This is a genomic window from Micromonospora sp. WMMC273 (assembly GCF_027460285.1).
GTDB classification, from domain to species: Bacteria; Actinomycetota; Actinomycetes; order Mycobacteriales; family Micromonosporaceae; genus Micromonospora; species Micromonospora aurantiaca.
The window spans coordinates 3,419,189-3,439,073 of sequence record NZ_JAPZBE010000001.1 but is presented as its reverse complement, the minus strand read 5'-3'; the positions used below and the strand labels follow the sequence as shown (position 1 = coordinate 3,439,073).

The 19,885-nt window shown below is 74.1% G+C and carries 19 protein-coding genes and 1 riboswitch; of the genes, 11 read left to right on the top strand and 8 right to left on the bottom strand.

Features of this window, described 5'->3' with window-relative positions; translation table 11 throughout:
• Nucleotide 1 precedes the first annotated feature (1 nt).
• The 8 genes from O7611_RS16165 (at nt 2) to O7611_RS16130 (ending at nt 7,994) form a co-directional block, all read left to right on the top strand.
• Entirely contained in the window at nt 2-1,039 is a 1,038-nt protein-coding gene (locus O7611_RS16165) for a glycosyltransferase family 4 protein (RefSeq protein ID WP_269697150.1), read from the top strand.
• Entirely contained in the window at nt 1,036-1,845 is an 810-nt protein-coding gene (locus tag O7611_RS16160; protein ID WP_269697149.1) for a class I SAM-dependent methyltransferase, read from the top strand. Before O7611_RS16165 ends, O7611_RS16160 begins: the two co-directional genes overlap by 4 nt.
• Before the next feature lie 141 nt (nt 1,846-1,986).
• Nucleotides 1,987-2,883, top strand: coding sequence for a lysylphosphatidylglycerol synthase transmembrane domain-containing protein (locus tag O7611_RS16155; protein ID WP_269698109.1), 897 nt, complete (start codon nt 1,987-1,989; stop codon nt 2,881-2,883).
• A gap of 69 nt (nt 2,884-2,952) precedes the next feature.
• On the top strand, nt 2,953-3,582 hold the full coding sequence (locus O7611_RS16150) for a GTP cyclohydrolase II (RefSeq protein WP_135240544.1): 630 nt from the start codon (nt 2,953-2,955) through the stop codon (nt 3,580-3,582).
• On the top strand, nt 3,579-4,268 hold the full coding sequence (locus O7611_RS16145; RefSeq protein WP_194799142.1) for a RibD family protein: 690 nt from the start codon (nt 3,579-3,581) through the stop codon (nt 4,266-4,268). Before O7611_RS16150 ends, O7611_RS16145 begins: the two co-directional genes overlap by 4 nt.
• Nucleotides 4,269-4,375: 107 nt before the next feature.
• The gene (locus O7611_RS16140; protein ID WP_194799143.1) at nt 4,376-6,055 is read left to right on the top strand and encodes an extracellular solute-binding protein; all 1,680 of its coding nucleotides are present in this window, start codon (nt 4,376-4,378) and stop codon (nt 6,053-6,055) included.
• Complete coding sequence (locus O7611_RS16135; RefSeq protein WP_194799144.1) at nt 6,052-7,077, top strand: ABC transporter permease; 1,026 nt, start codon at nt 6,052-6,054, stop codon at nt 7,075-7,077. Before O7611_RS16140 ends, O7611_RS16135 begins: the two co-directional genes overlap by 4 nt.
• Complete coding sequence (locus O7611_RS16130) at nt 7,074-7,994, top strand: carbohydrate ABC transporter permease (RefSeq protein ID WP_194799145.1); 921 nt, start codon at nt 7,074-7,076, stop codon at nt 7,992-7,994. Before O7611_RS16135 ends, O7611_RS16130 begins: the two co-directional genes overlap by 4 nt.
• A 13-nt stretch (nt 7,995-8,007) precedes the next feature.
• On the opposite strand, the gene O7611_RS16125 is transcribed toward O7611_RS16130, so the two are convergent.
• The 6 genes from O7611_RS16125 to O7611_RS16100 form a co-directional block, all read right to left on the bottom strand.
• Entirely contained in the window at nt 8,008-8,748 is a 741-nt protein-coding gene (locus tag O7611_RS16125; RefSeq protein WP_194799146.1) for an amino acid ABC transporter ATP-binding protein, read from the bottom strand.
• A complete protein-coding gene (locus O7611_RS16120) occupies nt 8,745-9,521 on the bottom strand; it encodes an amino acid ABC transporter permease (protein ID WP_194799147.1) in 777 nt (258 codons plus the stop codon). Before O7611_RS16120 ends, O7611_RS16125 begins: the two co-directional genes overlap by 4 nt.
• 38 nt (nt 9,522-9,559) lie before the next feature.
• Entirely contained in the window at nt 9,560-10,414 is an 855-nt protein-coding gene (locus O7611_RS16115) for an ABC transporter substrate-binding protein (protein WP_194799148.1), read from the bottom strand.
• Nucleotides 10,415-10,525: 111 nt separating this feature from the next.
• Nucleotides 10,526-10,651, bottom strand: a complete 126-nt coding sequence (locus tag O7611_RS16110) for a hypothetical protein (RefSeq protein WP_013286752.1) — start codon at nt 10,649-10,651, stop codon at nt 10,526-10,528.
• A 33-nt stretch (nt 10,652-10,684) separates the two neighbouring features.
• Nucleotides 10,685-10,795, bottom strand: a riboswitch (SAM riboswitch).
• 55 nt (nt 10,796-10,850) lie between these two features.
• Nucleotides 10,851-11,501 (bottom strand): hypothetical protein, encoded by a 651-nt coding sequence (locus O7611_RS16105; protein ID WP_194799149.1) that lies wholly within the window; start codon nt 11,499-11,501, stop codon nt 10,851-10,853.
• Between the two features lie 108 nt (nt 11,502-11,609).
• Nucleotides 11,610-13,085 carry an NAD(P)/FAD-dependent oxidoreductase gene (locus O7611_RS16100; RefSeq protein WP_194799150.1) on the bottom strand — a complete coding sequence of 492 codons (1,476 nt, stop codon included), beginning with the start codon at nt 13,083-13,085 and terminating at the stop codon, nt 11,610-11,612.
• Nucleotides 13,086-13,493: 408 nt separating this feature from the next.
• On the opposite strand from O7611_RS16100, the gene O7611_RS16095 reads away from it, so the two are divergent.
• Together O7611_RS16095 and O7611_RS16090 are read left to right on the top strand one after the other, a co-directional pair.
• The gene (locus tag O7611_RS16095; RefSeq protein WP_269697148.1) at nt 13,494-14,771 is read left to right on the top strand and encodes a hypothetical protein; all 1,278 of its coding nucleotides are present in this window, start codon (nt 13,494-13,496) and stop codon (nt 14,769-14,771) included.
• A 64-nt stretch (nt 14,772-14,835) separates the two neighbouring features.
• Nucleotides 14,836-15,288: a hypothetical protein gene (locus tag O7611_RS16090; RefSeq protein ID WP_269697147.1), complete on the top strand. Its 453-nt coding sequence runs from the start codon at nt 14,836-14,838 to the stop codon at nt 15,286-15,288.
• 107 nt (nt 15,289-15,395) lie between these two features.
• On the opposite strand, the gene O7611_RS16085 is transcribed toward O7611_RS16090, so the two are convergent.
• Entirely contained in the window at nt 15,396-17,945 is a 2,550-nt protein-coding gene (locus tag O7611_RS16085; protein WP_194799153.1) for a hypothetical protein, read from the bottom strand.
• A complete protein-coding gene (locus O7611_RS16080; RefSeq protein ID WP_269697146.1) occupies nt 17,942-19,276 on the bottom strand; it encodes an SWIM zinc finger family protein in 1,335 nt (444 codons plus the stop codon). Before O7611_RS16080 ends, O7611_RS16085 begins: the two co-directional genes overlap by 4 nt.
• A gap of 59 nt (nt 19,277-19,335) precedes the next feature.
• On the opposite strand from O7611_RS16080, the gene O7611_RS16075 reads away from it, so the two are divergent.
• Nucleotides 19,336-19,878 carry a GNAT family N-acetyltransferase gene (locus tag O7611_RS16075; RefSeq protein WP_194799155.1) on the top strand — a complete coding sequence of 181 codons (543 nt, stop codon included), beginning with the start codon at nt 19,336-19,338 and terminating at the stop codon, nt 19,876-19,878.
• Nucleotides 19,879-19,885: the final 7 nt, after the last annotated feature.

The window sequence follows — 19,885 nt, the reverse complement described above, 5'->3', positions numbered from 1 at the left end:
GATGACAGTCGTCCACGTGGTGCTGCCGGGCGACATCGACGACCCGGCGGACCCCAGCGGCGGCAACGCCTACGACCGCCGGGTCTGCCAGGGCCTGGCCGCGCGCGGCTGGACGGTACGCGAACACCAGGTGCCCGGTGGCTGGCCGCATCCGGGGCCGGGGGAACGCGCCGACCTGGCCGGGCTGCTCGGCGGGCTGCCCGATGGCGTACCGGTGCTGCTCGACGGCCTGGTCGCCTCGACCGTGCCGGACGTGCTCGCCCCGCACGCCGCGCGGCTGCGCCTGGTGATCCTGGTGCACCTGCCGATCGAGGGTGAGACGGAGGCACGGTCGCTGGCGGCGGCCACCGTAGTGGTCGCCACCAGCGCGTGGACCCGTGACCGGCTGCTCGACCGCTACCGGCTGCGCCCCGAACGGGTGACTGTCGCGCCACCCGGGGTCGACCCGGCGCCCGTCGCCGACGGCACGCCCGGCGGGGGACGGCTGCTCTGCGTCGCCGCGGTCACCCCGGTGAAGGGCCACGACGTGCTCGCCGCCGCGCTCACCGAGGTGGCCGACCTGGACTGGACCTGCGACTGGGTCGGTCCACCGGACCGGGACCGGGCGTTCGCCGACCGGCTGCGCGGACGGCTCACCGCTACCGGTCTTGCCGGCCGGGTCCGGCTCACCGGGCCGCGCACCGGCCCCGACCTGGCCGCCACGTACGCGGCAGCCGATCTGCTGGTTCAGCCGTCGCGGCGGGAGACGTACGGGATGGTGGTCACCGAGGCGCTGGCCCGGGGCGTACCGGTGCTGGCGAGCGACACCGGCGGCCTGCCGGACACGCTCGGGCACGCCCCCGGCGGCGGCCGGCCCGGCCTGCTGGTGCCGCCGGGCGACCCGGGCGCGACCGCCGCGGCGCTGCGCCGCTGGCTCACCGACCCGGGCCTGCGGGACCGGTTGCGCCGCGCCGCCCGGCAGCGGCGGCACACCCTCACCGGCTGGCCGGTCACCGTGGACCGGCTGGCGACGGCACTGAAGGAGGCGACCGCGGCATGACCACCTCACTCCCGCCCGGCTTCGCGGACTGGCTGCGACTGCGCGAGCCGGCCGACGCGGCGGCCCGCAGCACCGAGCTGGCCGACGCGGTCCGCGACCGGCTGCCCGCCGGCCGGCCGCTCGTCGTGCACGACCTGGGCAGCGGCACCGGATCGATGGCGCGCTGGCTCGCGCCCCGGCTGCCCGGCCCGCAGCGCTGGGTGCTGCACGAACGCGACGCGGACCTGCTGGCGGTGGCCCGGGCCGGGCGGCTCACCGCCGCCGACGGCGCCGAGGTCACCGTGACCACGCGCGGCTCCGACGTGACCCGGCTGACCGCCGCCGACCTGGCCGACGCCCACCTGATCACCGCGTCGGCGCTGCTGGACATGCTCACCGCCGAGGAGATCGAGCGGATGGCGGCGGCCTGCGCCGGCCACCCGACGCTGTTCGCGCTCACCGTGACCGGACGGGTCGACTTCACCCCGCCGGATCCGCTGGACGCCGAGCTGACCGCGGCGTTCAACGCCCACCAGCGCCGCACCGTCGACGGCCGGGTGCTGCTCGGGCCGGATGCCGTGGACGTCACGGTGGCCGCGTTCCGCCGCCACGGGGTCGAGACGCTGGTGCGATCCACCCCCTGGCGGCTCGGCCCGGAGCAGGCGGAACTGGCCGCCGAGTGGCTCACCGGCTGGGTCGACGCGGCGATCGAGGAACGACCGCATCTGTCCGGACCCGCCGCGACGTATCAGAAGTGGCGGCTCGCCGAGGCCGCCGCCGGGCGGCTCGACGTCGTGCTGCACCACGCGGACCTGCTCACCGGCTGAACCGAACCGGCTGCTGGCACGTGACAACCGGTGGGAACGAGGGAGGACCGTTTGTCACACGTCGCCGTTGCCGGACCCGTACCGGCTGTCACGCCCGCGCCACCGCGCCGGGCCCGGACGGGCGGGGCCTGGCTCCGCCCGCTGCTCGGGCTCGCGCTGCTGGCCGCGCTCGTCGCCTCGGTGGGCACCGGCCCGTTCCTGGCCGGGCTGCGGCTGATCGACGCGCCCGCGCTGGCCGCCGCGCTCGGCATCGGCGTGATCACCACCGTCTGCTGCGCCTGGCGCTGGTCGCTGGTCGCCGGTGGGCTGGGCGTACGGCTGCCGATGCGCGCCGCGGTGGCGCACTGCTACCGGGCGGTCTTCCTCAACTCCACACTGCCCGGCGGCGTGCTCGGCGACGTGCACCGGGCGGTACGGCACGGCCGCGACGCCGGGGACGTGGCCCGGGGCGTGCGGGCGGTGGTGTGGGAGCGCACCGCCGGGCAGGTGGTGCAGGTGGTCATCGCGGTGGCACTGCTCGCCGCGTTCCCGTCGCCGGTCCGCCGGTACCTGCCGGCGCTGGCGGCAGTGCTCGCCGTGGTCGCGCTGGCGCTGGTGCTGGCCGCCCGCGCGGTGCCCCGCTCCGGGGCGTCCCGGTTCGCCCGGGCGGCCCGCACCGCGCTGACCGACGTGCGCTCCGGGGTGCTGGGCCGCCGGACCTGGGCCGGCGTGGTGATCGCCTCGACAGTGGTGTTCGCCGGTCACCTGGCCACGTTCGTGGTGGCCGCGCGCACGGCCGGCGCGGACGCCCCGCTGTCGCACCTGCTGCCGCTGACGCTGCTGGCGCTGCTGGCGATGGCGGTGCCGCTGAACGTGGGTGGTTTCGGGCCGCGCGAGGGGGTGGCCGCGTGGGCGTTCGCCTCGGCCGGGCTGACCGCCGCGCAGGGTGTGGCGACCGGCACGGTGTACGGCGCGCTGGTCCTGGTGGCCAGCCTCCCCGGCGCTGCGGTGCTGCTCGCACGGCGGCTGCCCCGGCGCGAGCCCGGCAACTGTCGGTGATCCCGCCTACGGTGGGGGAGCGAGGTGTGCGTCGCCGGGTCCGCCCGGCGACCGGACGACAGGAGAACCATGGACGAAACGCTGCCCACCGCGACGGTCCGGACCCGCGTGACGGTTCCGCTCCGGTTCCCCGACGGCTACGTGACCACGGCCCGCGTGCACACCTTCCACGGACTCGTCGACGGCCGCGAGCACCTGGCGTTCGGTCTCGGTGAGCACGCCGACGCCGACCCGCCGCTGGTCCGCCCGCACAGCGAGTGCCTCACCGGGGACGTGTTCGGCAGCCAGCGCTGCGACTGCGGCCCGCAGTTGCGCGAGGCGGTCGAGCGGATCGCCCAGGCCGGCGGCTACCTGCTCTACCTGCGGCAGGAGGGGCGCGGCATCGGCCTGTACGCCAAGCTCGACGCGTACGCCCTGCAGGACGGCGGCCTCGACACGTACGAGGCGAACCTGGCGCTCGGGCGCGGCGCGGACGAGCGCGACTACACGGTGGCCGCGCAGATGCTCGCCGCGCTGGGCGTGGACCGGGTGTCCCTGCTCAGCAACAACCCGGACAAGGCGGCCCAGCTCGAACGGCTGGGCGTGACGGTGGCCGACCGGGTGTCCACCGGCGTGCACCTGTCGCCCGCCAACGCCGGCTACCTGGCGGCCAAGGTGACCCGCGCCGATCACGCCCTCGACCTGCCGTTCGTGCCGTGACCACCCGCCCGTACGTGCTGCTCAGCTGCGCGATGTCGATCGACGGCTACATCGACGACGCGAGCACCGAGCGGCTGCTGCTGTCGAACGACGACGACCTGGACCGGGTGGACGCGACACGGGCCGGATGCGACGCGATCCTGGTGGGCGCGGCGACAGTGCGCCGCGACGACCCCCGCCTGCTGGTGCGCAGCGAGCACCGGCGCGCCGCGCGGGTGACGCGCGGGTTGCCGCCGTCGCCGGTGAAGGTGACCGTCACCGGCAGCGGCGACCTCGACCCGCGGGCCCGGTTCTTCACCGCGGGCGACGGGCTCAAGCTGGTGTACTGCCCGAGCGGCGTGGTGGACAAGGCCCGCGAGCAGGTGGGCGCGGTGTCCACGGTGGTCGACGCGGGGGATCCGGCCACCGCGGAGGCGGTGGTGGCCGACCTGGCCGGGCGCGGGGTGACGCGCCTGATGGTGGAGGGCGGCGGGACGGTCCACCGCCAGTTCCTCACCGCCGGCCTGGCCGACGAGTTGCACCTGGTCGTGGCGCCGTTCTTCGTGGGGGACGGGCGTGCGCCGCGCTTCGTCGGGGACGGCCGCTTCCCGTGGCACCCGGGGCGTCGGGCCCGGGTGGTCGAGGTGCGCCAGATCGGCGACGTGGTCCTCACCCGGTACGCGCTGTCCGACCGCTGCCCGGCCTGACCGCCGTGTCGATCCGGTCCGCCCTTGTGCAAGCTCACGGTCGTGATTAGTTTGTTGACCATCCATACGAACTAATCCACTGCGCTTCCCTTCCCGAAGGGGGACCGATGACCGCGCACCACCCCGACCCGGGCTCCTCCCGCCGCCGCTTCCTCGGCCTGGTCGGCCTCGGCGTGGCCGCCACCGCCACCGGCCCGCTGCTCGCCGGCTGCTCGGAGAAGCCGGCCGGCTCCGGCGCCGCCCAGAACCTCGACGCCGTCTCCGGCCTGCTGCCCACCCGCAAGGACCTGCCCGGCGGCATCAAACCCGACATCACGGGTACGCGCCCGGTGCCCGACGGCTACACCAGCTACCCGGCGAACCTCGTCGACGCCATCACCGACAAGCCCGGCACCAGCGGCAAGCAGGTCACCGCGATGACCCCCGCCTGGGGCCCGGCGCCGCCCGGAGCCGCGCAGAGCGCCTACCTCCAGGCCGTGAACGCCGAGCTGGGCGTGCCGGTCAACTTCACCATCCAGGACGGCAACACGTACGCCGACAAGCTCAATGCGATGCTCGGCGCGCGGGACGTACCGGACCTGCTGTGCGTGCCGGGGTGGGAGGTGGAGAAGATCCCGCGCTTCGCCGAGGCGATCAAGGTGCTCTTCGAGGACCTGACCGACCACCTGAAGGGCGACGCCGCCGCCGCGTACCCGATGCTGGCGAGCTTCCCCACCGGGGCCTGGCGGCGGGCGGTGTGGAACGAGCGGATCATGTCCGTGCCCAACCCCACGGACGGGCCGTTCCCGTGGGCGCTGTTCACCCGCAAGGACGTGCTCGACGCCCGCGGCCTGGGCGTTCCGTCGAACCTGGACGACCTGCTCGCTGCGGCCAAGCAGGTCACCGACCCGGCGCGCAAGGTGTGGGCGTTCAACGACGTGTTCGCCATGATCCAGATGTTCCACAAGGTGCCGGGCCACAAGGGCGGATGGCGGGTCAAGCCGGACGGTACGCCCGAGTTCAAGTACGAGACCCCGGAGTTCCGCCGCGCGCTGGAGGTCATGGCCAAGATCTACGCGGACGGCCTGGTCCACCCGGACGTCGTGGCCAGCAAGGGCGCGGACGCCAAGCAGCTGTTCGCCAAGAACGGCGCGATCGTGTTCCTCCAGGACGGCGTCGGTTTCTGGCAGGGCGCCCAGGCCGAGCACCAGAAGACCAACCCCAAGCTGAACATCCAGCCGGTGCCGGTCTTCTCCGCCACCGGGGGCGACCCGCTGGTCTGGGGCGACGACGAGCCGATCTCCTACACGTTCGTCAAGAAGGGCCTCGGCAAGGACCGGGTCCAGGAGCTGCTGCGGATCATCAACTGGTGCTCCGCGCCGCTCGGCAGCCAGGAGGCCCAGCTGCGGGACTTCGGTGTGGCGGGCAAGCACCACACCCCGTCGCCGAACGGGCCCGTCAAGACCGACCTGGCGTTCAAGGAGATCGCCAACCAGTACTTCTTCATCAGCGGCCGCAACCCCACCATCGGGCCGTTCCCGGACACCCCGCGTTTCGTGCCGGACGTGCTCGCGTACTCCAACGAGATGGTCAAGCACATGGAGCCCAACCCCTGGGCCGGGGTGAAGCTGGAGATGCCCGCGGCCTACAAGGCCAACCAGGTGCCCACCGAGGACAAGTTCACCGACGTGCTGCGCGGCCGCCGGCCGCTCGCCGACGTGGACGCCATCGTCAAGGAGTGGAAGGCGAACGGCGGCGAGGAGGCCCGCAAGCTGCTCGCCGACTCGCTGCCCAAGGAGGGCCGGTGAATGAGCCGGCCGTCCTGGCCGGGCCCGAACAGGCCCGGCCGGACGCGCCGGCCCCACCGGGCCGCCCGCCCCGACGCCGCCCGTCCCGCCGCCGTGTGCCGCTGCGCACCCGGCTGCGCCGGGACTGGCAACTGCTCGCCATGGTGGCGCCCGGCTTCCTCATCCTGCTGATCTTCAGCTACCTGCCGATCGCCGGCAACGTGATCGCGTTCCAGGACTACAATCCCTACCTGGGCGACAACCCGTGGCAGGCGTTCCTGCACAGCGACTGGATCGGCTTCGGGCAGTTCCAGCTGCTGTTCGACGACCCGGCGTTCTGGGACGCGTTCCGCAACACGCTGGCGATCACCGCGTTCCAGCTCGTGTTCTTCTTCCCGCTGCCGATCCTGCTGGCCATCGCGCTGCACAACCTGCTGTCCAGCCGGCTGCGCGGCCTGATCCAGACCATCGTCTACCTGCCGCACTTCTTCAGCTGGGTACTGGTGGTGACGTTCTTCGTCGCGATGCTCGGCGGCGCCGGGCTGCTCGCCCAGAGCATGCGCGAGGCCGGGATGCAACCGTGGAACGTGATGACCAACCCGGACACGTTCATCGTCCTGGTCACCGTCGAGGCGGTGTGGAAGGACGTCGGCTGGGGCACCATCGTCTTCCTCGCCGCGCTGTCCACCATCGACCAGAACCTCTACGAGGCCGCCGCCGCGGACGGCGCCGGCCGGTGGCGGCGGCTGTGGCACGTCACGCTGCCCGGCCTGCGCCCGGTGATCGTGCTGCTGCTCATCCTGCGGCTGGGCGACGCGCTCTCGGTCGGCTTCGAGCAGTTCCTGCTGCAACGTGACGCCGTCGGCCGGCAGGCCGCCGAGGTGCTCGACACCTTCGTCTACCACTTCTCCATCGCCACCGGGAACTACGGCTACGGCGCGGCGGCCGGACTGTTCAAGGCCGTCATCGGGCTGGTGCTGATCCTGGCCGCGAACCGCGTGGCGCACATGCTCGGCGAACGAGGGATCTACTCGAAGTCATGACCACGCTCATCCGCCGGGCCGCCGGTGACCGATCCCGCCGGCCGGTGTGGCAGGAACCACCCACCCCGGTCGGGCAGGGGCTCAAGGCCGTCATGCTCACCGTGCTGGTCGCGGGCGTACTCTTCCCGCTCTGGGTGATCCTGGTGACCAGCCTCTCCTCCCGGGAGACCATCGCCCGGGCCGGCGGCCTGGTGGTCGTGCCCCGGGGCCTCGACACGTCCGCGTACGAGACGATCTTCGCCGGCGGCGCTGTGACCCGGGCGCTGTGGATCAGCACGCTGGTCACCGTCTTCGGCACCGCCATCGCACTGACCGTCACCGTGCTGGCCGCGTACGGGCTGTCCCGCCCCGGCTCGCTGGGACACCGCTGGCTGCTGGCGTACTTCCTGATCCCGTTCCTGGTCTACCCGCCGCTGGTGCCGCGCTACCTGGTGGTCACCGGGCTGGGGCTGAAGGACACCATCTGGGCGCTGGTCCTGCCACCGGCGATCAGCGTGTTCAACCTGGTCGTGGTGCGCGGGTTCTTCCAGGGCATCCCGTCGGAACTGCTGGACAGCGCCCGCATCGACGGCGCGAGCGACTTCCGGACGCTCGCGCGCATCGTGCTGCCGCTGTCCCGCGCGGTGATCGCGGTGGTCGGCCTGTTCTACGCGGTCAGCTACTGGAACGTCTGGTTCGACGCGCTGCTGTTCATCGACCGCAACGACATGTATCCGATCCAGCGGGTGCTGCAGAGCTACCTGCTGGCCGGGCAGGCCCCGCACACCTCCGGCGGCAGCAGCGGGGTGACCATGCCGCCGACCGAGGCGGTCAAGATGGCGGTGGTGGTGCTGACCGTCGCGCCGATCGTCGCGGTCTACCCGTTCATCCAGCGGCACTTCGTCAAGGGCGTGCTGATCGGCGCGGTGAAGGGCTGAGGCCGCGGGTCTGTCACAGCACCTGGGACAGGAAGCGTCGCAGCCGCGGATGCTCGGGCGCCTCGAACACCGCCTCCGGCGGGCCGGACTCCAGCACCACGCCCGCGTCCATGAACGCCACCGTGTCCGCGACGCTGCGCGCGAACCCCATCTCGTGGGTCACCACGACCATCGTCATCCCGGCGGCGGCCAGGTCCGCCATCACCGCCAGCACGCCCTTGACCAGCTCCGGGTCCAGCGCGCTGGTCGCCTCGTCGAACAGCATCACCTGCGGGCGCAACGCGAGCGCCCGCGCGATGGCGACGCGCTGCTGCTGGCCGCCGGAGAGCTGCGCCGGTCGCGCGTCCGCCTTGCCGGCCAGGCCCACCAGGTCGAGCTGGGCGCGGGCCAGCGCCACCGCCTCGTCCTCGCTCAGCTTCTTGAGTTTGCGCAGCGCCAGCGTGATGTTGCGCAGGACGCTCAGGTGCGGGAACAGGTTGAACTGCTGGAACACCATGCCGATGCGCTGACGCAGTGCGTCCGGGTCGTCGCGCAGCACGCTGCGCCCGTCCAGCAGCACGTCACCCCGGTCCGGCTCGATCAGCCGGTTGATGGTGCGCAGCAGAGTCGACTTGCCGGAGCCGGACGGGCCGATGACGCAGGCCGCCCGGCCCCGGGCCACGTCCAGGTCCGCGCCGCGCAGCACCCGGTGCGCGCCGAAGGCCAGGTGCACGTCGCGGACGGCCAGGCTGACCGAGGTCGTGGTGGTGGTCATCGCGGGTCCCTTCCGGACGGCGTGAGGTCGATCGGCTCGGCATCCGGCTCCGGCTCGGGCGGCGCGGCCGGGCGGCCCTGCCGCAGCCGCCGGTCCAGCCAGTTGACCGCGTGGGTCAGCGGCACGGTCAGCACCAGGTAGAACAGCCCGGCCAGCAGCAGCGCGGACTGGTTGCCGGTGTTGGCCGCGTAGTCCTGCCCGATCCGGAACAACTCCCGCTGGCTGGCCAGCAGGCCGAGGAAGTAGACCAGGCTGGAGTCCTTGATCAGCGCGATGAGCTGGTTGACCCAGGCGGGCAGCACCCGGCGTACGCCCTGCGGGATGATCACCAGGCGCATCGCCTCGCCCCAGGAGAAGCCGAGCGCCCGCGCGCCCTCCAACTGGGCGGCCTCCACGCTGAGGATGCCCGCCCGGAAGATCTCACCGAGGTAGGCGGCGGCGATCAGGGACAGCGCCAGCACGCCCAGCGGATACGGGTTGGGGCCCCACACCTGCATGCCGAGCGGCGCCAGGCCCACGCCGATCAGGAGGATGGTCGCCGCGGCCGGCAGGCCGCGGAACACGTCGGTGTAGACCCGTGCCGGCCACCGCAACCATCGGGTACGCGAGATGCCGGCGACGGCCAGCAGCATGCCCAGCACCGAGCCGAGCAGGGCGGCGGAGACCGCCAGGGTGAGCGTGTTGGGCAGCCCGACGGTGAGCATCTCGGGCAGCGCCTCGCGCATCGAGTCCCAGTCGAAGAACGTCTCCCACAGCGTGCTCAGTGGATCCATGTCCGCTCCGTCCGCCCCGCTCGTGCTCGGTTACCGGTTCAGGAGGCGGCCGACGGCGACGGCACCGCCACCGACCCGCTGCCCGGCTTGAAGTCGGCCGGGATCGGCCGCCCCGGGTAGTACTCGGCCTGCAGGCGGCTCCACGTGCCGTCGGCGATGACCTCGTCGAGGCCCTTGTTCAGCGCCTCGCGCAGCTTGTCGTCGCCCTTCGCCACCGCGTACGCGGTAGGGGTGGGGCTGAGCTGCTTCGCCGCGACCTTGATCTTGCCGTTGCTGTCGGCGGCGGACTTGTCGCCGATCTCGGCCGGGGCGATCCAGGCGTCAGCGGTACCGGCCTTGAGCTGGTTGATCGCGCTGTTGTAGTCGGGCACCCGCACCGGGTCGAGGTTCTGCCTGGTGGCGTAGTCGTCCTGCACCGTGCCCTGGACCACCACCACGCGCTTGCCGGCGAGCTGGTCGAAGCCGGTGATCGAGGAGCCGGCCGGCACGTCCAGGCCGAAGTAGCCGAAGTCGTAGCCGTTGCCGAAGTCGACTGTCTTCTTGCGCGCCTCGGTGATCGTGATCGAGGAGCTGCCCACGTCGAACTTGCCGCTGTTGACCTGGGCGAGAAGGCCGGAGAAGTCGGTGCCGACGAACTCCACCTTCAGGCCGATCTTGTCGGCCACGGCACGCAGCAGCTCGTTGTCGAAGCCGGTGAACTTCCCGTCCTTCAGGAAGACGTTCGGCGGGGCGTCGGTGAGCGTGCCGGCGCGGATCACGCCGGGCTGGAGCAGGCCGTACGGGTTGTCGGCCGCGGCGGTGTCGTCGCTGCCGCAGGCGGTGAGCGCGGTGACGGCGAGCAGGGCGGCCGCGCCGACGGCGGCGGCACGGGTCAGGACGGTACGGAAACGCACGATGTCTCTCCAGAGTGGATGGACGCGCGGAGGTGCGCGTCGGCGCCGGCCCGCCGGACGGACGGCCGGGCCGGAGAAGGGTGGAACGGGGAAAGGAGGGGTGGCGCTCGCTCAGCGCGCGAGGCGACAGGCGTCGCTGCACACCCGCATCAGGTCGACGTGGCGGCGCTTGACCAGCGCGAAGCGGGCCGGGTACGCGGCGACATCGCCGGACGGGGTGGAGGGTGGTGCGGACATCGGTCTCCCTGGTCTGTTGCTGACCTGGGTGCCAGGCCACGCTTGCACCGGCGGCTGCCGGTGCCTGGTCTTCACCCGGGGCACCCCACCGCGGAGGAGGGTTGCCGGCCAGCGAGCCGGGGCTTCGCGCTGGCGCTCATGACCTGCCCAGAAGGCTAGCAGCACCGCCGCGGCGGTCGTCCAGCGGTTATGACCACCCTCACGCGCGGGGGCCTCCAGCCGGTTCCGTTCCGGCCGGACCGCGGAGCCGGTCCTCGATGTCCGGGATGACGAAGCAGATCTCCAACGTCTTCAACTCGGCCCAGAACCGCAGCACCACGCTCCGCCAGGCGGCGCCACCCGCGACGGCGAGCAGAGCCGGCCCGGCGAGGACCGCCGCGGTCCCGCCGAACCCGCGACCGGCTTCGACCACGGCCAGGACCGCGCCGAGAAGCAGCGGCACCGTGGCGTTCCGCATCATCAACCCGATCGCCCGCATCCGCGTCGCCTCGGCGGCCACCTCGCGGTTGTGCAACTCGGCCGCGGCGAGCAGCACCCCCCAGGGCGCGGTGAGCATCCGCGAGCCGGCCGCGCCGAGGGCCTGCTCCGCGAACACTCGGCGGGCGTCGAATCGGCCCCAGTTCCAGAACGGCAGCGCCCGGTCGACGACACGACCGAGGCCGTACGTGGCATTGCCCAGCACGTAGGCGAGCAGCAGGGCCAGGAGCAGGAGCAGCGGCGTGGGCTGTCGGCTCAGGTCGTCAAGCCGCACCCAGTCCTGCCGGACCGCGAGGTAGGCGGTCAATGTGAGGTAGAGCGACCCGGGGGTGAGGTAGGTGAAGAGGTCGAAGATGCCGATGCTGAAGGTCATCAGTCCTCGCAGGGCCCGGAGGTGGCGACGCCGGAAGGGGGCCGGTCCCGATCCACACTAGGTGACCGGCACAACGCCGCCCGTCACGACCACCTCACGCCCGGGGCCTCACCGCCGGGCCGGGACGACAGGCGCGTCCCGGCCCGTGCCGTGCCGCGACGGGCTGCGCTGCTCGTGGTAGTCCTGCTCGACGTTGACGGTCCAGACGTCGTGCTCCGCGCCGTGCGCGATGTTCTCCGCGGTCAGCATCGCCGTCAGCATGGAGTGGTCGGCGTTGTTGTACCGGTGCATGCCGTTGCGGCCGACCGGGTGCACGTTCGGTACGTTCGCTGCGAGCCAGTCCCGGATCACGTCGACGTTGTGCTGGTACCGCTCGTCGTAGACCGGGTACGCCTTCGGCATCCGGACCACGTAGCCCGCCTCGACGCACCCGGGCTTGACCAGGCCCAGCCGCTCCAGCTCCGCGGTGGCGAACGCGATCAGCTCGGCGTCCGGCGTCCGCCACATCTCGTCACCCTCGAACACGAAGTACTCCAGCCCCAGGCAGGTCCGCCCGTCCTTCACCAGGTACGGCGACCACGAGCCGAAGTTCTGGATCCGGCCCACCCGGGCCGCCGGGTCGTGCACGTAGATCCAGTTGTCCGGGAACGAGAACTCCTCCGGCACCACCAGTGCCACGGTCAGGAAGTCCCGATACCGCAGGTCGTCGGCGGCGGCCCGCACCTCGGACGGCGCCTCCGGGCGCATGGCCCGCACCAGCGCGGAGATCGGCATCGAGGAGATCACGTGGTCGGCCGGCTCGGTGCGCTCCCCGCCCGCGTCGGCCACCGTCACGGCGGTGGCCCGCCGCGCGGCCGGATAGCGGTGCACCTCGGTCACCCAGGCACCGGTACGCACCGTGCCGCCCCGCTTGACGACCTCCTCGGCGCAGCGCTCCCACATCATCCCCGGGCCGTGCTTCGGGTACTGGAACTCCTCGATCAGGCTGGTCACGTCCGTGCGGTTGCGCCGGGGCAGCAGCGCGTTGCGCATCGCCGTGGCAAGCGACAGGTTCTTGATCCGCTGGGCGGCCCAGTCGGCCTGCAACCGGTCGGCCGGCATCCCCCAGACCTTCTCCGTGTACGTCTTGAAGAAGATCGAGTAGAGCCGCCAGCCGAATCGCGCCGACACCCACCCCTCGAAGTGCGACTGGTCCTTCGGTGGCCGCAGCCGGGCCCGGCCGTACGAGCCCAGACAGCGCACCGCCTCCAGCAGGCCGAGGTTGCGCAGCGCGTTGCCGGCGCTGAGCGGGTAGTCGAACAGCGCGCCCCGGTAGTAGATCCGGCTCATCCGCGGCCGGAGCAGGAAGTCCTCGTCGGGGAGGATCTCGTGCCAGAAGTCCTCGACCCGGGACACCTTTGTGAAAAAGCGGTGCCCGCCGATGTCGAAGCGCCAGCCGTCGCGCTCCACGGTCCGGCTGATCCCGCCCACCACGTCGTCGGCCTCGTAGACCCGGACCGGCTCGCCGTGCCGCAGCAACTCGTACGCCGCGGTGAGCCCGGCCGGCCCCGCCCCGATGACCACGGTCCCGTCGCCGTCGCTCATGCCGTGCGTGCCCCCCGCCTGCCGATGCGGCAGCGCGCATACCCACCCTGACCGCGTTCTCACCTGCCGGTCCATACCGATCCGCCGACCGCCCAGCCCTCTCACCGCCCCGCCCGGCCCCGCCCGGCCCTGCCCGGCCCCGCCCGGCCCTGCCCGGCCCCGCCCGGCCCTGCCCGGCCCCGCCCGGCCCTGCCCGGCCCCACCCCCCGGGCCCGTCGATCATGAAGTTGGCGGCGGTTGGCGTCCGATTTGTCGCCGCCAACCTCATGATCGACGGGGCCGGGGCCGGGGCCGGGCCGGGGGTGGGGCCGGGGCCGAGGCGGGGCGGGTGTGGGCGGGGTGGGATGGGGAATGCGGGCCGGGTTTCCGGCCGGGCACGTTCGGCCAGGGTCGACCGGTGGGAGCGCGATGGCGGAGGAGCGGCGGGCCGACGCCGGCGGCACGGCCGAGGCCGGCCGCGTGGGCGGCCTCCGCGGCGTTGCGCGCTCCGGGCGTACCCGGTGGTGGTCGCGCGGGTCTCCGGTCCGCCGGCTGCCTGAGCCGTGGGGATTCGTGCTCGCCGTCTTCGCCGGCTCGAAGCTCGTGCTCAGCCTGATCGGCGTGCTGGTGCTCACCGCCTGGGACGGGGTGCCGGGCGCGCCGCCGCCCGGCGAGACCTCGATGCGGGCCCAGCAGGACGCGATCTCGCCGCACCGCTGGTTCTCGCTCTGGTTCGCCTGGGACTCGTTCCTCTACGAGCACCTGGCCCGGCTGCCGCTGGACCGGCCCTGGCCGGACTTCGGCTTCCCGCTGCTCTACCCGTTCCTGGCCCGGCCGATCGCACCGCTGCTCGGCGGGCACACCGCGTGGGCGCTGCTGCTCGTGAGCAACGTGGCGCTGGTGTTCCAGCTCTACTACGCGTACCGGCTGGGGGGCCTGCTGCTCGGCGGCGCGGGACCGGCCGGCAGCCGGCGAGCGGTCCGGTACCTGCTGCTCCTGCCGACGGCGTTCCTGTTCCAGGCGGCGCTGACCGAGTCGCTGTTCGTCTGTCTGACGCTGGCCGCCTTCTGGTACGCCGAGCGGAGCCGCTGGCTGCTCGTCGGCGTCGTCGGCTACTTCCTGGCGATGAGCCGCTCGGTCGGCTTCCTCGTGGTGGTGCCGCTGACGCTGGTGCTGCTGCGCGAACACGGCTGGCGGGCCGGACCCCGGGCGTGGCCGCGCCTGCTGCGGCAAGGCTGGCCGCTGCTGCTGGTCCCGGCGGGCTGGCTGACGTTCATGGCGTTCTGCCGCTGGCAGAGCGGCGACTGGTTCGCCTACCAGCACGCCCAGGAGACGGGTTGGGGGATCCGGCTGCAGAGCCCGCTCGGGACCGCCGCGTCCGCGCTGACCGGCGGCAACTCGGCCGACGCGCTGCGGGTCTGGATCGCGGTGGCGATGCTGGCGGTGGCGGTCGTCGGGCTGCGCCGGCGCGCCGACTGGCCATACCTGGTCTACACGCTCGTCATGGTGCTGGTGCCGCTGTCGATGGGCCCGCCGGTGTACAAGAGCCTGCTGCGCTACCTGCTCGCCGCCTTCCCGGTCGCGTTCGTGCTGGCCCGCTGGGCGCGGCGGCCCGGCCTCGACGGCTGGCTCACCGCCGCGCTGACGCTGCTGCAGGGCGCGTTGTTCGCGGTGTGGCTCACCTACTGGACTCACCTGATCATCTGACCGCCGCGGCTGTGGCCGTGGGCGCTGCCCGGCGGGTTCGCGGGGCGGGCCGCAGAATGGGTGGATGACCGAGCGGCGGGTGACAGTCGACGACCTCGGCGCCTGGTTGATCAAGGGCAACGCGGACGCGGTGGACCTGACGGCCCGCTTCTCCGCCGACCCGCGCGTCACCGGCTGGTGCGTCCGCCCGGGTTACCGGTTACGGCTGATGCGCGCCGGTCAGCCGGTCGTGTTCTGGGCCAGCGGCAGCAGGGGCCGGGCGCTGTACGGCGTCTGGGGCGTCGGCCGGATCGCCGCCCCGCCGGAGCCAGGTGCGCCGGGCGAGGCGTGGACCGCGCCGCTGGACCTGACGATCCTGGACGAGCCGCTGCGGGTACGCCGCGAGGTGCTGCGCGCAGACCCGCGGCTGGCCGGCGCGGAGGTGCTCCGGCAGCCGCAGGCGGCGAACCCGTCCTACCTGACCGTGGCCGAGTTCGACGCGCTGCGCGCCTACCTGCCCCGCGACGGCGGCGGCTGACCGGCCCGTCCGGCGCGGGGCAGGTAGGCGCGGCGGACCGACACGTCCGCATGCCGGCCCGCTGCCCGTTCGGCACTGCGTGGCCGCTCGGGCGGTGCGGCCCCGTTTCAGGCGGCCAGGGTGGCGGCGAGCCGGCGGGCCTCGGCGACCAGTCGGCTGCCACCGCCCCGCGCCACCACGTCGGCCAGTCCGGGTACCTCGGTCCGGACACCCGTCGCGGTCGCCGTCTCCGCTGCCAGCGCCAGCAGGTCGGGCGTGCCCCGGGGCGGCGTCGGCGCGGTCAGCAACGGCGGCAACGCCGCGGCGAGCAGCCGCCACACGCTCAGCGGAGCACCCGCCGCCACCGCGTCGCGCAGCGGCGTGACCGCCCGGGTCAGCGTCACCTGCCCGCCGGCCGCCAGCGTGCCGAGGTGCTCGCCGGTCGCCGGCGCGTCCAGGTCACCGGCGGCGGCCAGGATCAGCACCGCGTCGAGCGCGGCCACCCGGTCCGCCTCGTGGCGGGCGCACAACCCGTAGGCCAGCGCGAGGTCGAGGGCCGGTCCGCCCGCGCCCGTGCACTCGGCCAGCACCGGCAGGGCGGCGGCGTGCCCGAGGGTGTCCTCCTGCGCCGCGCCGGCCACCTCGGGCAGCAGGTGGGCGGCGACCACGCCCCGGTGCCCGGGCAGGACGGCCGGCCAGACGTCACCCCAGCCGTCGGTCCACCGGCCGATCGGCGTGGGAGTCAGGGTGAGCAGGCCGAGCCGGTCCTCGACGCCATCCGGCGGGGTGAGCGCGACGAGCGTCCGGCCCTCGGGTAGCCGGTCGTAGCCCCAGTCGTACCCGGCCGACCGCGCCCGCCGGCCCACCGTCACCACCTGCTGCGCCGGGGCCGGCACGGCGTCGCCACGCAGCCAGCGGGCCAGCTCGTCACCGGCCGGCGTGCGCAGCGCCGCGGCACGTTCGGCAAGTGGCCCGTCGACGCCGGTCGGCAGGCGCAGCAGGGCCTGCGCGAGATCCCAGCGCCACACCGGACGGCCACCCAGCGCGGCCAGCCGTTCGTAGAGCGCCACCGGCTCGATCGCCCCGGTGACCGAGGTCGGCGTGGACAGCAGGCCCGGGTCGTCGCGGCCGTCCAGGCGCTGCCCGATCTCGGCCAGGCGGGCGCAGGCGAGCTGGACGGGCGCGGGCCGGCGTGTGGCCGGCACCGGCGGACCACCCCGGAACGGGAGCGGCGCGCGTGGGCGGGACTCGGCCAGCAGCGTGCTCCACTGGTCGCGGCGGGTCGCCGCCTCGGCGTCGCCGCAGACGGCCAGCAGGAGCCCGTGCATCTGGACCGAGATGTTGAACACCGACCAGGGATGGTCGTACGCGCCGACCTGCTCGCGGCGCACCACAGGCAGCAGCGCCGCCGTGAGCCGCTCGCGGTCGGCGGTGCCGAGCCGGACCAGGCCGTCCATGACGCGTTCCGTCGTCAGCGCGGGCCAGCGCCGGCCGAGCGACGCCGCGATCTCCTCCACCAGTTCGTCCACATCCTGGATCGGTGGCGGCGCGGCCGCCGCCGGCAGCGGCGGCGGCAGGTCGTCGCGGGCTTCGGCCACGGTGGCGACGGCCACCGGCCGGTGACCGTGGCGCGCCGCCAGCGTCAGCGCGCGTTCGCGCAGGCCGGCGTCCGGGTGGCCGGCCGCCACGGCCAGCACCGCGCCGATCTCCGCAGCCTGGTCCGGGTGCTGCCGGGCCAGCCGGTCGAGCCAGGACACCTGCGCCCGGACCAGTGCCTTCTCCGGCCGGGCCAGCACCGTCCGGGCGGTCTCCCACAGCGCCTCCGGCTCGGCGGCGTCACCGGCCTGCCGTAGCGTCCGCTGTGCGGCGCGGGCCACCGGCCCGGGACCGTCGGCGAGCAGCCGCAGATAGGCGCTCGACCGCACGGCCACCTCGTCCGGGGTCGGCGTCAGCAGGTCGTGCAGGACCAGGAACGGGCGCAGCGCGCCCGGACGGTCGCCGCGCAGCAGCCGGCCGAGGACGCCGTTGAGCAGGACCGCCCGGTCGAGCCGGCCCTCCGCCGCCAGCGCCGCCAGCGCCCGGGGCAGCGCCTCCGTGCCCGCGCCGTCGCCGCGGGCCAGCTCGGTGCCGACCCCGTCCACCTCGAACAGGCGCGGCAACAGCGCGTCGAGGAACGGGTCCGCACGCAGCCGGTCCACAGTCGGCGGACGCGTTCCGCGCGGATCCGGCCAGCCCTGCGCAGCGGCCCAGCCTCGCACGAAGTCGTCCCCCGTCGGCGGCGGAGCCTTCTCGGCCAGCAGGAGACCGGCGACGAACCGCCAGCCCGCGACCATCCGGTCCCGGGGGAGCCGGTCGGCCAGCTTGTACGCCACGTCGGCCAGCCAGGTCACCCCGCGCTCCCGGGCGACGTCGACCACCGGCGCCGCGTCGACGCCGCTCAGCCAGACCGAGCGGCGGCCGAGCAGCGCGGCCACCTTCGTCGGGGTGCTCAGCGTCCCCACCGCTGCGACCGCCAGTGTGGCCGCCTCGCCCTGCCACCACCAGGCGTCCCGCCTGCGGCGCACGTCGGCGACGAGGTCGTCGCCGAGTGCCCGCCGGGCCGGCTCGTCCAACCCGGCCAGGGCCGACCGGACCTCCGACATCCGGCCGCGCACCACAGCCTCGACGAAGCCGCTCACGACAGCGCCCCCACCGGCGCCGCGACCATCGACACCGCCAGCGCATGCCGGCACGGCCCCCGCTGCCCGCGGTGCCGCGCCCACCAGCGGCAGGAACAGGAGTACGCGCCGTCCGGGTGCCGTCGTACCCGGTAGGTCTCGGCGTCGGTGCGGACCGTCGCGTCGGCGCCGTCGGGCTCGACGGCGCCGCGCTCGACCAGCGCACGCGCGCCGACCAACCGCGGGTTGTCCCGCTCCGCGCGGCCCGCGTCGTAGGGCATAACCCGGTGGAAGTACGCCCCGTCCGCCACGTCGTATCCGACCCGCCCGGCGGTTCCCAGCTGGGCGAGCGCGGCCCGCACCCGCTCGTCGGGCAGCGCGGCGGCGTCGGCCAGCGCGGCCACGTCGATCGCCGGATCCCAGTTGAGCAGCGCGCCCACCAGCTCCGCGTCGTCGAACACGTCGTCACCGGCGAGCGCCGCCAGGGCGGCGCCCTCACCGGAGAACCCCCGGTACGGCTCGGGGGACAGCGTCAGCGACACCCGCAGCGCCCCGGCGTCCAGCTCCCAGGTGCTCGGCACGGCCGGCGACCCGGTGCGCACCGCCGGGCCGTACACCCGCAGGGTGCGGGCGTGGCGCAGCACGCCGCGCAGCGCCGCCAGCCGGCCCGCACCGGCCAGGCAGACAGCGCCCGGCACCGGGCGGGACGTCAGCCGCAGCGTACGCCCGGCGGGCACCGCCCACAGCACGCTTCGGTCGTTCGCGGCGGGCAGCCGGCGCAGGAACGCCGCCGCCTCCGCCGCCGCGATCTCGGCGCGCGGCTCGAAGCCGGCGGTGAGCACGTGCACCTCGGCGAAGCCGCGCAGCCAGCGGCCGGGCAGCGGCACCTTCCGCTCGACCACCGCGCCGTCCACGGTGGAGACCGTCAGGTCGTCCGGGCCGACCGCCACGTGCAGCGGCTCGATGCCACCCACCCGGGCCAGCGCCTCCCGCAGCGGCGGGTTCACATCCACGTTCGTGGTGCCGTGGCCGCTGATCTCCCCGTCCAGCCCGGCCGGCAGGACGTCCATCCGCGCGTACACCCCGCAGCAGCCGGAGAACGACTCGAACCGCAGGCGGTCGCGGCTGCCGGTCACCACCGGGTCCAGGCTGGCCGGGTTGACCGGCTGGTGGTAGCGGGTGCGGGCCACCTCGGCGACGGCGAGCAGCCCGGCCGCCGACGCGGCCGGGGCGGTGAGGAACCCGGCGAAGAAGCGCGGGTTGGCCGCCGGGCCGCCACAGGTCTGCAGATCGAGACCGGCGGCGCGCAGCGCGGACGGCTGAAGGTATCGGTACGTCTGGACGGCGTTCACGGCGCAGACCGTAGAGGGACCGACCGACAAAAGCGGAACGGTCCTGCTAGCTTCCCCTGATGTTCGCCCACGCTCTCACCGACGACGCCGAGCTGCGTCCACTGTCGCCCTGGCACGCCGACGAGTTCCTGGCCAACCTCGACCGCTGCCGCGACCACATCTCACCCTGGGTCGGCGCGTCCTTCGTCGCCACCGACGCCGCGTCGGCCCGCAAGGTCCTCCAGGCGTACGCCGACAGGTGGGCCCGCGACGACGGCGGCATCTGGGGCATCTGGCAGCGTGGCACGCTCGTCGGCGGCGTGCTGTTCGTGTCGCTGAGTACCGAACGCGGGGTGTGCGAGGCCGGCTGCTGGCTGGAACCCGGCGCCGAGGGGCAGGGCCTGGTCACCCGCGCCGCCCGCTTCGTCATCGACTGGGCGGTGCGGGAGCGCGGCATCCACCGCGTCGAGTGGGTCACGAAGGCCGGCAACGATCGCAGCGTCGCCGTCGCGCGACGGCTCGGCATGAGCCGCGACGGCGTCATGCGCGGCGCCGCACCGACGCCCGACGGCCGCGCCGACCTGGAGGTCTGGTCCGTGCTGGCGCCGGAGTGGACCGGCTGACCGCCGA

What these genes read in the sequence shown, in the direction of transcription:
- O7611_RS16150 (WP_135240544.1), top strand. Translation starts at nt 2,953, where the DNA reads ATGGACGAAACGCTGCCCACCGCGACGGTCCGGACCCGCGTGACGGTT.
- O7611_RS16125 (WP_194799146.1), bottom strand. Translation starts at nt 8,748, where the DNA reads ATGACCACCACCACGACCTCGGTCAGCCTGGCCGTCCGCGACGTGCAC.
- O7611_RS16110 (WP_013286752.1), bottom strand. Translation starts at nt 10,651, where the DNA reads ATGTCCGCACCACCCTCCACCCCGTCCGGCGATGTCGCCGCGTACCCG.
- O7611_RS16100 (WP_194799150.1), bottom strand. Translation starts at nt 13,085, where the DNA reads ATGAGCGACGGCGACGGGACCGTGGTCATCGGGGCGGGGCCGGCCGGG.
- O7611_RS16160 (WP_269697149.1), top strand. Translation starts at nt 1,036, where the DNA reads ATGACCACCTCACTCCCGCCCGGCTTCGCGGACTGGCTGCGACTGCGC.
- O7611_RS16095 (WP_269697148.1), top strand. Translation starts at nt 13,494, where the DNA reads ATGGCGGAGGAGCGGCGGGCCGACGCCGGCGGCACGGCCGAGGCCGGC.
- O7611_RS16120 (WP_194799147.1), bottom strand. Translation starts at nt 9,521, where the DNA reads ATGGATCCACTGAGCACGCTGTGGGAGACGTTCTTCGACTGGGACTCG.
- O7611_RS16090 (WP_269697147.1), top strand. Translation starts at nt 14,836, where the DNA reads ATGACCGAGCGGCGGGTGACAGTCGACGACCTCGGCGCCTGGTTGATC.
- O7611_RS16130 (WP_194799145.1), top strand. Translation starts at nt 7,074, where the DNA reads ATGACCACGCTCATCCGCCGGGCCGCCGGTGACCGATCCCGCCGGCCG.
- O7611_RS16140 (WP_194799143.1), top strand. Translation starts at nt 4,376, where the DNA reads ATGACCGCGCACCACCCCGACCCGGGCTCCTCCCGCCGCCGCTTCCTC.
- O7611_RS16105 (WP_194799149.1), bottom strand. Translation starts at nt 11,501, where the DNA reads ATGACCTTCAGCATCGGCATCTTCGACCTCTTCACCTACCTCACCCCC.
- O7611_RS16075 (WP_194799155.1), top strand. Translation starts at nt 19,336, where the DNA reads ATGTTCGCCCACGCTCTCACCGACGACGCCGAGCTGCGTCCACTGTCG.
- O7611_RS16165 (WP_269697150.1), top strand. Translation starts at nt 2, where the DNA reads ATGACAGTCGTCCACGTGGTGCTGCCGGGCGACATCGACGACCCGGCG.